Annotated in this window: 11 protein-coding genes; 3 read left to right on the top strand and 8 right to left on the bottom strand. The window is 60.7% G+C overall.

Going from position 1 to position 12,943, the window contains the following annotated elements; genetic code table 11:
- The first annotated feature begins 9 nt into the window (after nt 1-9).
- From AC2CGI_RS06765 to AC2CGI_RS06755, 3 genes are all read left to right on the top strand, one after another.
- Nucleotides 10-966, top strand: coding sequence for a sulfonate ABC transporter substrate-binding protein (locus AC2CGI_RS06765; RefSeq protein ID WP_075685904.1), 957 nt, complete (start codon nt 10-12; stop codon nt 964-966).
- 257 nt (nt 967-1,223) lie between these two features.
- Complete coding sequence (locus AC2CGI_RS06760; RefSeq protein ID WP_004938065.1) at nt 1,224-1,958, top strand: MurR/RpiR family transcriptional regulator; 735 nt, start codon at nt 1,224-1,226, stop codon at nt 1,956-1,958.
- Nucleotides 1,959-2,086: 128 nt separating this feature from the next.
- Nucleotides 2,087-3,523: a 6-phospho-beta-glucosidase gene (locus AC2CGI_RS06755; RefSeq protein WP_031299656.1), complete on the top strand. Its 1,437-nt coding sequence runs from the start codon at nt 2,087-2,089 to the stop codon at nt 3,521-3,523.
- A 54-nt stretch (nt 3,524-3,577) separates the two neighbouring features.
- On the opposite strand, the gene dsdA is transcribed toward AC2CGI_RS06755, so the two are convergent.
- The 8 genes from dsdA to AC2CGI_RS06715 all read right to left on the bottom strand — a co-directional run bounded on the left by dsdA (nt 3,578) and on the right by AC2CGI_RS06715 (nt 12,550).
- Complete coding sequence (gene dsdA / locus AC2CGI_RS06750) at nt 3,578-4,915, bottom strand: D-serine ammonia-lyase (protein WP_076741226.1); 1,338 nt, start codon at nt 4,913-4,915, stop codon at nt 3,578-3,580.
- A 108-nt stretch (nt 4,916-5,023) separates the two neighbouring features.
- Entirely contained in the window at nt 5,024-5,713 is a 690-nt protein-coding gene (locus AC2CGI_RS06745) for a VIT1/CCC1 transporter family protein (protein ID WP_015377931.1), read from the bottom strand.
- A gap of 26 nt (nt 5,714-5,739) precedes the next feature.
- Complete coding sequence (locus AC2CGI_RS06740) at nt 5,740-6,213, bottom strand: VOC family protein (RefSeq protein WP_015377932.1); 474 nt, start codon at nt 6,211-6,213, stop codon at nt 5,740-5,742.
- Between the two features lie 11 nt (nt 6,214-6,224).
- Complete coding sequence (locus AC2CGI_RS06735) at nt 6,225-6,575, bottom strand: DUF1428 domain-containing protein (RefSeq protein ID WP_004938082.1); 351 nt, start codon at nt 6,573-6,575, stop codon at nt 6,225-6,227.
- A gap of 104 nt (nt 6,576-6,679) precedes the next feature.
- Nucleotides 6,680-8,122: a GGDEF domain-containing protein gene (locus AC2CGI_RS06730; RefSeq protein ID WP_076741225.1), complete on the bottom strand. Its 1,443-nt coding sequence runs from the start codon at nt 8,120-8,122 to the stop codon at nt 6,680-6,682.
- 320 nt (nt 8,123-8,442) lie between these two features.
- On the bottom strand, nt 8,443-8,904 hold the full coding sequence (locus tag AC2CGI_RS06725) for a GNAT family N-acetyltransferase (RefSeq protein ID WP_041922341.1): 462 nt from the start codon (nt 8,902-8,904) through the stop codon (nt 8,443-8,445).
- A 55-nt stretch (nt 8,905-8,959) separates the two neighbouring features.
- Nucleotides 8,960-9,775, bottom strand: a complete 816-nt coding sequence (locus AC2CGI_RS06720; protein ID WP_076741224.1) for an alpha/beta fold hydrolase — start codon at nt 9,773-9,775, stop codon at nt 8,960-8,962.
- A 345-nt stretch (nt 9,776-10,120) separates the two neighbouring features.
- Nucleotides 10,121-12,550, bottom strand: a complete 2,430-nt coding sequence (locus AC2CGI_RS06715; RefSeq protein ID WP_175628169.1) for a DUF3772 domain-containing protein — start codon at nt 12,548-12,550, stop codon at nt 10,121-10,123.
- Between the last annotated feature and the right edge of the window lie 393 nt (nt 12,551-12,943).

Below are 12,943 nucleotides of genomic sequence, written 5' to 3'. Positions count from 1 at the left end.
AAAATCAGGATGAGAAAACTCACAACGCCGCTGATCGCCGCCCTGCTGCTGGGCCTGTTTAGCCTGCCGGCCGGCGCGCAGGAGAAACCGCAGCAAATCACCATCGGTTACCAGAAAGCCAACATTTTTGCGCTGCTGAAATACCGCGGTACGCTGGAAAAAGCCCTTGAGCCGCAGGGCGTCAAGATTCGCTGGATAGAATTCCCCGCCGGCCCGCAGATGTTGGAGGGGTTGAACGTCGGCAGCATCGATCTGGCGGCGACCGGCGACGCGCCGCCGGCCTTCGCGCAAGCCGCCAAGGCCGATCTGGTTTATTTGGCGCATTCGCCGCCCAGCCCGAAAACCGAAGCCATCGTGGTGCCGCAGGATTCGCCGATCCGTTCCGTGGCCGATCTGAAAGGCAAACGCGTGGCGTTGAACAAAGGGTCTGACGTCAATTACCTGCTGGTGAGCGCGCTGGAACAGGCCGGCTTGAGCTACAAGGACATCACGCCGGTCTATCTGCCGCCGAGCGATGCCCGCGCCGCCTTCCAGCGCGGCAGCGTCGACGCCTGGGTGATTTGGGATCCCTACTACGCCGAGGTGGAAACCCGCGCCAACGCCCGCCTGCTGAAAGACGCGGAGGGCCTGGTGCCGCACTATACCTTCTATCTCGCCAGCCGCCGCTTTGCCGAAACCTACCCGGACAGCGCCAAACAGGTGATTCAACAGCTCGGCGCGCTGAGCGACTGGGCCAACGAGCATCCACAGGAAGCGGCGGCGATCCTCGCTCAGAGCACCGGTCTGGATCAGGCCATTTGGGCCAGAGCCATCGCCCGCATGCCGTTCGGCAGCCAGCGCATGTCGCCGGAGGTGTTCAGACAGCAACAGCAGTTGGCGGATAAATTCACTGCCATCGGGCTGCTGCCGGTTAAGGTGGATGTCAACGCCGCCCGCTGGTCAGAAGATAAACCCGAGGCGCCATAGCCTTTGCCGCGCTTTGGCTTTAGAAAGCAGAAACCGGCATTTTGCCGCCGGAGTAAGCTGACCTATGCTAACCCTGTGTGATGAAACGCGTTTTCATGGCATGTCTTCCGGAACGTTTTGCTTTATTTGTTCGTCGTGAACCCTGGGCCGCCCCTGACTGGTGCGGCTTTTCTTTTTGTTCGGCAGTGTCGGCGGCGGCGAATTTTGCTATGGTAACCCGCAGATAAATGTCCCGTTTTCAGCCGCCGGATCGACCCATGTTTACCCATAAAGCAATCGCCGAGCTCAACGCCCTGGAGCTGATGGTTTATAACTACGTCAGCAAACACAAAAATCAAGTGATGTACATGACCATCCGCGAGCTGGCCGAGGCCGCCGGCGTATCCACCACTACCGTGCTGCGATTTTGCAAAAAAATGGGTTGCGACGGTTATTCAGAATTTCGCATCCGTTTCAAACTGTATCTGGAGCAAAGCGATGCGCCGCCGGTCGATTCCGGCATCGGCGAAATTCTCAGTTTTTTTAAAAGCGTCAGCAACGACGAATTTAATCAGTTACTCGATGAAGCGGCGCATCATATCGCCGCCGCCGAGCGGATTATTTTCGTCGGCATCAGCACCTCTGGCGCCTTGGGGAAATATGGCGCGCGTTTCTTTTCCAACGTCGGGAAATTCAGCACCCATATCGACGATCCTTATTATCCCGTCAACAGCGATATGTATAAAAACGCGGTGGCGATCATGCTGTCGGTTTCCGGCGAAACCGAAGAGATCCTGCGGCTGGCCAGCCAATTCAGTCTGCACCACTGCAAGATCATCAGCATCACCAACAACGAAACCTCTTCGCTGGCGCGGCTGGCGGACTTTAATCTCTCCTACCACGTGCCGCAGCATTTGATCGGCGGCCATCACAATATCACCACGCAGATCCCCGTGCTTTACATTATTGAAACCATCGGCAAACGGCTTGGGCATATTAATTCGGCAAAATAAAACAGGCTGTTTTTTTATTGTGACAAATCACTTTGTCCGGCGATTTGTTATATCGTGACATTTCTTTTGGTCTTGTTACTCTATTGGCAATGCGAACGTTATTATCCTTCATTAAATAAGATGAGACATTGACGATGAAACAGTTGCCGAAAGATTTTCTGTGGGGAGGCGCGGTCGCCGCGCACCAGGTTGAAGGCGGTTGGGATCGGGGCGGCAAAGGCCCAAGCATCGCCGACGTGCTGTCCGGCGGTTCGCACGGCGTCGATCGCGTTATGACCGACGGCGTGCTCGACGGCTACCGTTACCCCAACCATGAAGCGGTGGACTTCTACGGTCGCTACAAGCAGGACGTGGCGCTGTTCGCCGAGATGGGCTTCAAATGCTTCCGCACCTCGATCGCCTGGACGCGCATCTTCCCGAACGGCGACGAAGCAACGCCAAACGAGGCCGGCCTGCAGTTTTACGACGATCTGTTCGACGAGTTGCTGAAATACGGCATCCAGCCGGTGATCACCCTGTCGCACTTCGAAATGCCTTACCATTTGGTGAAAACCTACGGCGGCTGGAAAAACCGCCGGGTGGTGGAATTTTTCGTGCGCTTTAGCGAAGTGGTGATGCGCCGCTACCGCGAGAAGGTGAAGTACTGGATGACCTTCAACGAGATCAACAACCAGAGCAACTACCGCTACCCGCTGTTCGGCTACTGCTGTTCCGGCGTGGACTACACCCAGGAAGACAATCCGGAGCAGGCGCTGTACCAGGTATTGCACCACCAGTTCGTCGCCAGCGCGCAGGTGGTCAAACTCGGCCATCAGATCAACCCGGAGTTCAAGATCGGCTGCATGCTGGCCTGCGTGCCGTTCTACCCTTATTCCTGCAAGCCGGACGACGTGATGTACGCCGTGGAGGCGATGCACCAGCGCTATCTGTACACCGACGTGCAGATGCGCGGCTACTACCCAAGCTATCTGCTGCGCGACTGGGAACGCAAAGGGCTGAAGATCGAGATGCAGCCGCAGGACGCACAGATCCTGCGCGAGGGCTGCACCGACTACATTGGCTTCAGCTATTACATGAGCAACGCGCTGCAGGCCAACGCGGTGGAAGGCAGCGACGGCATGTTCGGCTTCCCGGGCAACGTGCCGAACCCGCACGTCAAGGCTTCCGACTGGGGCTGGCAGATCGATCCGGTCGGGCTGCGCTACTCGCTGAACGTATTGTATGAACGTTACCAGAAACCGCTGTTTATCGTGGAGAACGGCTTCGGCGCCTTCGACAAGGTGGAAGCGGACGGCCAGATCAACGATGACTATCGCATCGACTATCTGCGCGCCCATATCGAAGAGATGAAAAAAGCGGTGATTGAAGACGGCGTAGACCTGATCGGCTATACGCCGTGGGGCTGCATTGACTGCGTATCGTTCACCACCGGCGAGTACAGCAAGCGCTACGGCTTTATCTACGTCGATAAACACGACGACGGCACCGGCACGCTCGAACGTTCGCGCAAGAAAAGCTTCGACTGGTATCGCCGGGTGATCGCCAGCAACGGCGAACAGCTTTAACCGCACGGCAGACCAATCAGGGGCGATGTTCGCCCCTTTTTACTTTATTGCGCCTTACTCCGCCGTCTGCCCGGCGGCGAGGTACTTCGCCATTTCCGCCGGCGGCACCATGCCGCCGCCGGTCGCCCACACCAGATGCGTCGCCTGCGCCAGGCTTTCCGCGCTCACCCCTTGCCCGCTAAGCTGTTGCGCATTGGCCTCCATGCGCCACGGCCCGGCCATGCCCGCCAGGGCGGAGGGTTCCAGCTGGATATGCTCGTGCCTGTCCAACAACCCGAGCAACGCGAACATCTCTTCGTCGCTCAGCGTGTAAAATGCGCTCAGCAGGCGCTCCATCGCCCGGCCGACAAAACCCGAGGCGCGCCCCACCGCCAGCCCGTCCGCCGCCGTGCGGTTGTCGATGCCGAGATCTTGCACCGCAATGCCGTCATGCAACCCGCTGTAGACGCCGAGCAGCATGCAGGGGGAATGGGTCGGTTCGGCGAAAATGCAGTGAACGTGATCGCCGAACGCCAGCTTGAGGCCAAAGGCCACACCGCCCGGCCCACCGCCGACGCCGCACGGCAGATACACGAACAGCGGATGCTGCGCGTCCACCACAATGCCCTGTTCGGCAAACTGCCGCTTCAGGCGGCCGCCCGCCACCGCGTAGCCGAGGAACAGGGTTTGCGAGTTTTCATCGTCGATAAAGAAGCAATTCGGATCGTTCGCCGCCTGTTGGCGCCCTTGCTCGACCGCCACGCCGTAATCGTCAGCGTATTCCACCACCGTCACGCCATTGTCGCGCAGCTTCTGTTTTTTCCACTCTCGCGCATCCGCCGACATGTGCACGCTGACATCAAATCCCAGGCGGGCGCTGATGATACCGATGGATAATCCCAGATTGCCGGTTGATCCGACGGCGATGCGGTACTGGCGGAAGAACTGACGAAATGCATCGGAACACAGCCGGGCGTAGTCGTCGCCGATCTGGAGCAGCCCCGCCTCCAGCGCCAGTTTCTCCGCGTGCGTCAGCACCTCATAGATGCCGCCGCGCGCTTTGATTGAACCGGAAATCGGCAGATGGCTGTCCTTTTTCAATAGCAGACACCCGCCCAACGCCTGCCCATAGCGCCGATCCAACACCTGCTGCATGGCGGGGATCGCCACCAGCTCGGACTCGATGATCCCCTTTGTCGGCTGGGTTTCCGGGAAGGCCGCGGCGAGATAAGGCGCGAAACGCGCCAGGCGCTGCTCGGCTTCGGCCACGTCGGCGGCGGTCAGCCCGACATGGGGCAAGCCGGCGGCCAGCGTGGTCGCACGCGGATTGAACCAGGTGATCGGCTCGAGGGCGACCATTCGTTGCAGCAGCGGATGCTGCGCAACCCACGGTTGGATCTGTGATTTTTGCATAAGAGTCCCTGACTGATTTGGCGTTGCCGTCACCATGCCGTGAACGCCGGCGGCTGACAAATGATAAATTCTGAGTTTGAGGTGCAATAGATTGATGCAAACGCGGCGTTAGCCTGCCGTCACGCCAAACAGCATGCCCACGCCTGAGGAGACCGCCATCGCCAGCGCGCTCCAGATCAGGATACGCGCCACGCCCGGCAAGATCGGCGCCCCGCCGGTTTTCGCGGCGATGCCGCCGAGAACGCCGAGAGAAATCAGCGCCGACGCCACCAGCGCCGCTCGCGTCCAGTCGAGCGGTGCCCACAGCGCCACCAGCAGCGGCAGCAGCGCGCCGAGGGAGAAACTGAGGGCCGACGCCAACGCGGCCTGCAGCGGCCGGGCGCGGGTGACGGAGGAAATGCCCAGCTCGTCGCGCGCGTGCGCCTCCAGCGCATCATGCGCCATGAGCTTTTCCGCCACCTGCCGAGCCAGCGCCGGATCCAGCCCGCGATGCACGTAGATTGACGTCAGTTCGCGAAACTCCCCCGGATAGTCTTCGAGCAACTCCGCCTGCTCTTCCGCCAGCGCGGCCTTTTCGGTATCCGCCTGCGACGAGACCGACACATACTCACCGGTGGCCATCGACATCGCCCCGGCCACCCACCCGGCGACGCCGGCGATCATCAGCGCGGAATGCGCGGCGCTGGCCGCCGCCACGCCCAGCAGCAGGCTGGCCGTCGAAACGATGCCGTCGTTGGCGCCGAGCACCGCCGCCCGCAGCCAGCCGATGCGTTCAATACTGTGCCGCTCTCGATGCATCCTTTCTCTCCTTCGTTCTCTTACCGCTAGCCCCGCGCCGCCGCTTCCAACCCGGCGATGTCGATTTTGCCCATCAGCAGCATCGCTTCCGTGACCCGCCGCACACGAGCGGCGTCGGGATCGTTCATCAACTCCGTCAGGCGCCGCGGCACAATTTGCCAGCACAGCCCCCAGCGATCGCGCAGCCAGCCGCACTGCTCCGCCTCGCCGCCCTCGCTCAAGGCATCCCACAGCCGGTCGACTTCCGCCTGATCGTCACATTCCACCATCACGGAGAAACTGTGGTTGAACGGATCCAGCGGCCCGGCTTCGATCGCCGCGTAGCGCTGGTCCCCCAGCGTGAAAGAAGCCAGTTTCACGCTGCCGGCCGGGCCGCTCGGCGTATCCGCCGGCAGGTCGGAAAACCAGTTCACGGACGAACCGGGGATCAGCGCGACATAGCAATTCAGCGCCGCTTCCATGTCCTTTTCAAACCACAGATGTTGCGTAATTCTGGCCATTTGCGCCTCCTTTACGCATCGAGGATCGGCGCGAACCCGCCAAAGATCATGCGTTTGCCGTCAAACGGCATCTCACCGAGCGCCTTCATGCGCGGATCGTTCATCATTTTCTCGTTGGCGGCGTCGCGCACCGCTTTGGAGGGGTACTCTATCCAGCTGAACACCACCACTTCACCTTCTTGCGCCTTCACCGCGCCGCGAAAGTCGGTGAGCTTGCCGTCGGGCACGTCATCGCCCCAACACTCCACGATGCGCGTGGCGCCAAACTCTTTGAACAGCGGCGCCGCTGCGGCCGCCAACCGGTGATAAGCCTCCTTGTTGGCGGCCGGTACCGCCACCACAAAACCGTCTACGTATTTCATCCTGGTATCCTCTTGTCTGATTAAGGACAGTCGGTTCAGCGCGGGCGACGTTGCCTGCGCCCCCTACCAGTTTAGACGGCGGGCGCGCAACCCGGATCGGAAGTTCAGCGCTCAGGATCGTTCGGTGGGTCAGAGTCCGGCGTGGCGACCCGGTTACGGCCGGCGTTTTTCGCTTTGTATACCGCCAGATCCGCCAGTTTGAGCAAGTCGGCCAGGCTGTGGCCGGAACCGCCCGGGCAGGTCACCATGCCGATGCTGACGGTGATCTGCAGCGGATGGCCGGCCGGCATGGTGATCGATTCCGCCTCAATGCGTTGCCGCAGCCGTTCGGCCAGCTGCAACCCTTGCTGTGGCTGGCCGAGCGTCGAGACGATAGCGAACTCTTCGCCGCCCATGCGGCCGAACAGATCATCGACGCGCAAATCGGCGGCGATCGCACGGGTAAAGGCCATCAGCGCCTGATCGCCGCCGGCGTGGCCGAAACGATCATTGATCGATTTGAAGTAATCAATATCAAGCATCATGACGCATACCAACTCGCCCTTTTGGTCAATCATCCGCTCGCCGCGCTGCATAAACGCATTGCGCGTCAGCACGTGGGTCAGCGCATCGTGGTTCGCCACATGCTCCAGCGTGCGCAGCAGCGCGCTGCGCGCATAGTTCATGCTGGCCACGGCGATGGGCCCCAGCGCCAGCAGCGCGATGCCCAAACGCATCGATACCGCGTTTTGCAACACCTGCATGTCGAGCGTCGTGCTAAGCAACCCGAAATCGATCGCCAGATGGCACCACAGCACATAAATCAGCACCGCAATCATGGTGCAGAACAGCGAAAAGGACATCGCCAGCCACAGCAGCACCGGCATGGGAAAGATCACCGCCCCGGGGCCGCCGATCAGCACGCTGCAGATCGCCGCCAACGCCAGCAGCGCCAATACCGCCAGTTTTCGTCCCGCGCGCGGCCATTGGCTGCGCTGCGTCACTATGCTGCGGGCCGCGCGCAAGCGATGCCGCCAATCGGCGGGAAACGCCAGAATAAACGGCATCAGCGTGACGTAGTTGGTGAACTCGGATGAGAACCACAGTGCCAGCGAGGTCAAATAGGGCCTGCCGAACAGCCACTGCGAGGCCGCCGCGCCCACCAAACCGGTCGCGGCGGCGGCGGCCAGGCAGATGCCGAACAGGTACATGCTGGAGGCGCCACGCTGCAGCATACGCGCCGGCGGCGACAGCCGCATGTACAGCAGATACCCCACCACCACGCCGGCCAGATTGGCGGCGTTCAGCAGCAGCGCCTTTTGCAGCGAACTGCCGGTCAGCAGGTCCGCCGCCAGATAACCCAGCACCGCCATGCCCCAGCCGGCGCGCGTGGCCCACTGCGGGCGGCGCACCAGAAACGCCAGCAGTACGGCGTTTACCGGCCAGAATATCGCCAAAAATCCGACGGGGCGGCTCACGATGCCCAACAGGCAAACCGCGAACACCAACAGAAAGACGGTGAGTGCGGGCCAAATTTTCCGGGCATCGGACAACGAGGTGGTTTGCATCTTGGATCCAGAGACTTCTGCTGCGTAAGGTGACAATCTGTTCGTGTCACAACCGTCGACGATGAGGAGAAGATAAGCGGCCGACTCGCCTATTATTGCCAGTTTTGCTGGCCCGGACATCTGTTTATTCATTTAGGAAAAATATATTTGTGTATCAATATATTGACGACACCCGCATACCTGGCACAGAAACGGCTAAAGCGGACGCTTCACTTTGAACATTTCACGCCCCAGTTGGCCTGTTACCGGTAAAAACCGCCGTCTTTTTCCTCAAAAGCAAAATAAGATTGGGCTATGTGGGGTTGTTTTTTCATCCCGCGTCAAAACGCCTTGCGATACATCACAAAACCGGGACGCTCCGCCACCTTGTCGTACAGCCGCATGGCGATCTGGTTGGTTTCGTGGGTATTCCAATACACACGCGGCAACCCCAACTGCTGCGCACGCTCGTAAACCGCCGCGATCAGCGCCCTCGCCACCCCTTTGCCGCGCACCGCCTCTGCGGTGAACAGATCCTGCAGATAGCAGTTGGGCTGCAGCTGAATGGTGCTGCGGTGCAGAAGATAGTGCGTTAATCCAACGACCTGCCCCTGATGCTCGGCGACCAGCGCGTACATCGGTTCGTAGGCGTCGAAAAAACGCCGCCAGGTGGTCTGTGTCACCTCATCCGGCAGCGCCGTTGCCCCCTCCCGGCCGTAAAAGGCGTTATACCCTTGCCACAGTGCCAGCCAGGCGGCGTAATCCCGTTGTTCCAGCGATCTGACCACGATGCTTTCGCTCATGATGTCCTCTTCGATGATGCCCAAATGCCCCGCCTCCAGCATAGAACAACGAGCGTCAACGCGCAGGCGGCGGCATCACACCGGCGAGAAAATCCAGCAACGCGCGGTTGAACAGCGCGGGCCGCTGCAGCGGCGCGAAGTGGCTGACGCCCGGCAGCGTCGTCAAACGGGCGCCAGGAATGCTGCGGCTCAGGTAGGCGGCATGTTCGGCGCGGATAAATTCATCGTGTTCGCTGTGAACGATCGTCACCGGCACGCGAATGGCCGCCAATTCCCGTGCGCGGTAGTCCGGCTGGCTGCTCATCATCAGGCTTACGGCGGAGACGAAGGGAGCGAAATCCTCCGGCGTCGGTGACAAGGCGGCATAGTCCTGCGCATGGCGCGCAAAGCAGCGCTCGACGAGCGGACTGGACGGCGGCGGTTTAACCCCGCTGGCATCCATATTGCAGCCGAAGAAAAAGACGCCGTCCACCCGCTCGGGCGCCCGATGGGCGGCGATGAGCGCGACGCAAGCGCCGTCGCTCCAGCCCGCCAGCGCGGCGTGGGGGATTTGCAGCGCCGCCATCACCGCCAACAGATCATCGGCCATCCGATCGTAACGATACGGCCGGGCGTCGCGCGTGCTGCGTCCGTGCCCGCGGCTATCGATGAGCAATACCCCGTAGCCGGCGGCCAGCAGCGCCGGCAGTTGATACCCCCAGTTGCCGCTGTGGCCCAGGCCGCCGTGCAACAGGATCAGCGTCGGATCAGCGCCATAGGCCGCATACCAGATGTGCGCGCCGTCGTGTTCGACAAAGCCCTGCCTGGAACCGGGCGGCAACGGCGGCGCGCCCTGCGCGGCAAAGCGGGTCAAATCGTCGTCGATTTGCATCTTTCTCCCCTCATTCGCCGAGGTTGAGCATCAATACGGCATCCAGGGAGTATAGTTCGCAGCGGCAAGCGGTGCCGTTCGCTTTCCCGGCATATACTTAAAGGAGGAATCGCAATGGAGGACGGTGAGATGAAGAAGATAATTCTCGTGTTTTTGACGTTGATGCTGAGCGGTTGTATCGGCGGAGGTGGCGGCCCATCGAATGCGCCTTCGGCATCGCCAAATGAACCTTACACCTGCACCAAATCCAGCGCCAACAGCGACTGCTCGCAATCGGTGGAACCATCGATGTACTAGCCGCGCTCGGCGGGCCGTCGCTTAACGGCCCGCCGCCTCAAACCGGCACTAGGAGGAGTGCTCCTCTTCATTGGCCTGATATCGCGTCGCCTGCTGCTTCATAAATACCACTTCTTGCGGGCTGGACAGGCTCACTTCCTGCGCGCGCAGCAGCTTGAGGATATTGAACAGCAGTTCGCTCTTGGTGGCGCCGACCATGCGCGGGCTCGGCACATAGCCGGTCACGCTCAGGATAATGCCGTCCGGCCCCAGTTGGCTGAAGCGCACGTAAGGCGCCGGCGTGTCCAGAATGGTTTCGTACTCGTTATAGGCGCTGAGCAAGATATTGCGCACCTGCTCCGGATCGATCGAGGTCGGGAACGTCAACGCGATGGTCACCACGCCTTGCGCGTTGCCCATGGTGGCGTTGCGCACGTTCTGCGAGATCAGCTGCGAGTTCGGTACGATCATGGTGGAACGGTCGCTGAGCTGGATTTCGGTAGCGCGCACGTTGATGCGCCGCACGTCGCCTTCCACGCCGCCGATGCCGATCATATCCCCGACCTTCACCGGGCGTTCGGTCAGCAGGATCAGGCCGGAAATAAAGTTCTTCACAATCTCCTGCAAACCGAAACCGATACCGACCGACAGGGCGCTGACGATCCACGCCAGGTTGCTCCACTGGATGCCCAGCGCCGCCAGGGTGATCAGAATCACCAGCACATAGCCGATATTGCTGAACAGCGTCACCAGCGAGGCGCGGATGCCGACGTCCGAAATGGTCTTCGGCAACAGCTCAGAGCCAAGCCAGCGCCGTACCGCACGCAGGATGTAGATGCCGATCGCCAGGCAGATCACGGCGTTGAGCAGGTTGCCGGGCACGATGTTGAAACGCTGCAAGCCTTCGCCGGTCAGGATCGAGACGATTTTCTCCATCAGCGAGCCCGGCGTGGTGCTGCCGAACGAGCCGTTGAACAACGCGACGATCATCAACAGCAACAGTGAACATTTGGCCAGCGCGGTGGTGATGATCGCCACCTGCTCCAGATGGCGATCCTTGAAGCTGAGCGTTTTCTTCAGCATCTTGCCGCTGACGGTCTGCGGCGAAAACAGCGCGGCGCACAGGTCAGTGGCGAACAGCACCATGAAGTAGAACGCCATCAGCACCAGCACCACCCAGATCAGCTGGTAGGTCAGGAAGCGGGCGAAGGCGATGTAGCCGATAAGCAGGGAAAGCAGGATCACCACCGAACACACCAGGGTGACGATGTGCACCAGCCCGCCGACCAGCGTGCGTTTTTCCAGGTGCGCGCCCTGCTGCTCCAGACGGCGACGAATGCGCTGGCCGCGCAGCGGCGCCGCCAGCAGCACCATGCCGATCAGCCCCGCCACCAGGCCGTTGCCTAAGATGGTGGTGGCCAATGAGGCGCTGACGACGTTGTTGATCAGCTCCACAGTACCGAACGCCAGCGCCAGACCGGCCAGCAGCGGCGAGAAGTAACGCAGCCCGGCGGCCACTTCATTGTCCAGCGAAGCCAAACGCCAGGACGGGCGATTCAGCGACAGCGCCGCACGCCCCAGCCCGGCGATCAGCGCGCAGAAAATTCCCAGACGGTTAAAGCCTTCGGCAAAGTCTTCCAGCATGACCGGCAGCGGCTGCACGCGGATAAAGACGTAATACAGCAGGTTCAGCGCGATCGAGGTGGTGATCACCGTCACCGCCACGGTGATGATGGCCATAAAGCTGCGGCGCAGGCGCCCGTCCGGCAGGAAGCGAATGCTGACCCAGGCGAGGAAACGCTCGGACAAATAGCGCCCCCAGGACCAGACGATCACCGCCAGCGCCAGCAACGCCAGCGTGCCGTACCGCCATTCGTCCTGCCAACTGGCGTCCCAGGCCGCTTTCATCTCGGCGTTGAACTGGTCCAGCCGCTGCACGTCATCCGCTGACGGCTGCACGACCGGCGTCCAGAATTTGACGCCCAAAATGCTGCCGGTGTTCAGCGCCAGCTGGGTTTTGAACGCCACCCGGCGCAGATCGCTGATCTGCTGGCCCAGATCGAAGGCGCTGGTCTTGATGGCCTGCGCGCGTTTTACCGCATCGTCCAACTGCTTCTTGCTGCTGTTCAGCGCATTGCGCTGCTGGGCGACGGCCGGGGTTTCCGGCAGCGCGCCGGCCGCCGGGGCCGGCCCCAGCACGTCCAGCTGCGCCTGCAGTTTTTCCTGCACCGGCTGCAGATCGGCGGACAATTTATCCATGCTGGCGACCAGATCGTCGGTCGCCAACCGCAGCTTGCTGAGCTGGGTGTCGGTCGTCGCTTTGGAAACCAGCTGCTTCATGCTGTCCAACTGCTTTTGCGCGGCTTTCAGCTGCGTAGCGGGATCGGGCGCGCTTTCGGCGGCGGGATCATCCTGGGTGGCGGCGACGGCGGCGAACGGCGTCAGTTGCATACCCAACAGCAATAATAACAACAGCAGGAACGGGCGAGGCTTTAACATAAATTCAGTGCTCAGCATCATTATCTGATAGACAGACGAACAGGCGGCGGATGAACCGTCGCTTAACCATAAACGCTAATTATAATAGCTGCTTAATGTCGGCCGAAATACAGTAATTATTCCCATTGTGTGCCACGCGCCCGCGCTCGCCTTAGCTTGCTGATAATTCAGGCGCTTTTACACTGGCGATACGGCATGAAGCGCTCTATAATCCAGCCACCGATTAACCTGCAACCAATAAAAGGAGACTTACTATGCTGACGTGTGAATTGGTTTTTCACTCACACTTCTTTGGTAATCGTCGCCGCTCAAGCATTACCGGTATCGCGCTGCGATAACCCAGCTTGAGCGAAGCTTACTAAATCCAGGATCTTCCCTCCGGCTTACCGGGTT

The sequence above is a fragment of the Serratia sp. LSHTC3 genome (assembly GCF_057197125.1).
This window is presented reverse-complemented; position numbering and strand designations above follow the sequence as displayed.

What these genes read in the sequence shown, in the direction of transcription:
- AC2CGI_RS06765 (WP_075685904.1), top strand. Translation starts at nt 10, where the DNA reads ATGAGAAAACTCACAACGCCGCTGATCGCCGCCCTGCTGCTGGGCCTG.
- AC2CGI_RS06760 (WP_004938065.1), top strand. Translation starts at nt 1,224, where the DNA reads ATGTTTACCCATAAAGCAATCGCCGAGCTCAACGCCCTGGAGCTGATG.
- dsdA (WP_076741226.1), bottom strand. Translation starts at nt 4,915, where the DNA reads ATGCAAAAATCACAGATCCAACCGTGGGTTGCGCAGCATCCGCTGCTG.
- AC2CGI_RS06745 (WP_015377931.1), bottom strand. Translation starts at nt 5,713, where the DNA reads ATGCATCGAGAGCGGCACAGTATTGAACGCATCGGCTGGCTGCGGGCG.
- AC2CGI_RS06740 (WP_015377932.1), bottom strand. Translation starts at nt 6,213, where the DNA reads ATGGCCAGAATTACGCAACATCTGTGGTTTGAAAAGGACATGGAAGCG.
- AC2CGI_RS06735 (WP_004938082.1), bottom strand. Translation starts at nt 6,575, where the DNA reads ATGAAATACGTAGACGGTTTTGTGGTGGCGGTACCGGCCGCCAACAAG.
- AC2CGI_RS06730 (WP_076741225.1), bottom strand. Translation starts at nt 8,122, where the DNA reads ATGCAAACCACCTCGTTGTCCGATGCCCGGAAAATTTGGCCCGCACTC.
- AC2CGI_RS06725 (WP_041922341.1), bottom strand. Translation starts at nt 8,904, where the DNA reads ATGAGCGAAAGCATCGTGGTCAGATCGCTGGAACAACGGGATTACGCC.
- AC2CGI_RS06720 (WP_076741224.1), bottom strand. Translation starts at nt 9,775, where the DNA reads ATGCAAATCGACGACGATTTGACCCGCTTTGCCGCGCAGGGCGCGCCG.
- AC2CGI_RS06715 (WP_175628169.1), bottom strand. Translation starts at nt 12,550, where the DNA reads ATGTTAAAGCCTCGCCCGTTCCTGCTGTTGTTATTATTGCTGTTGGGT.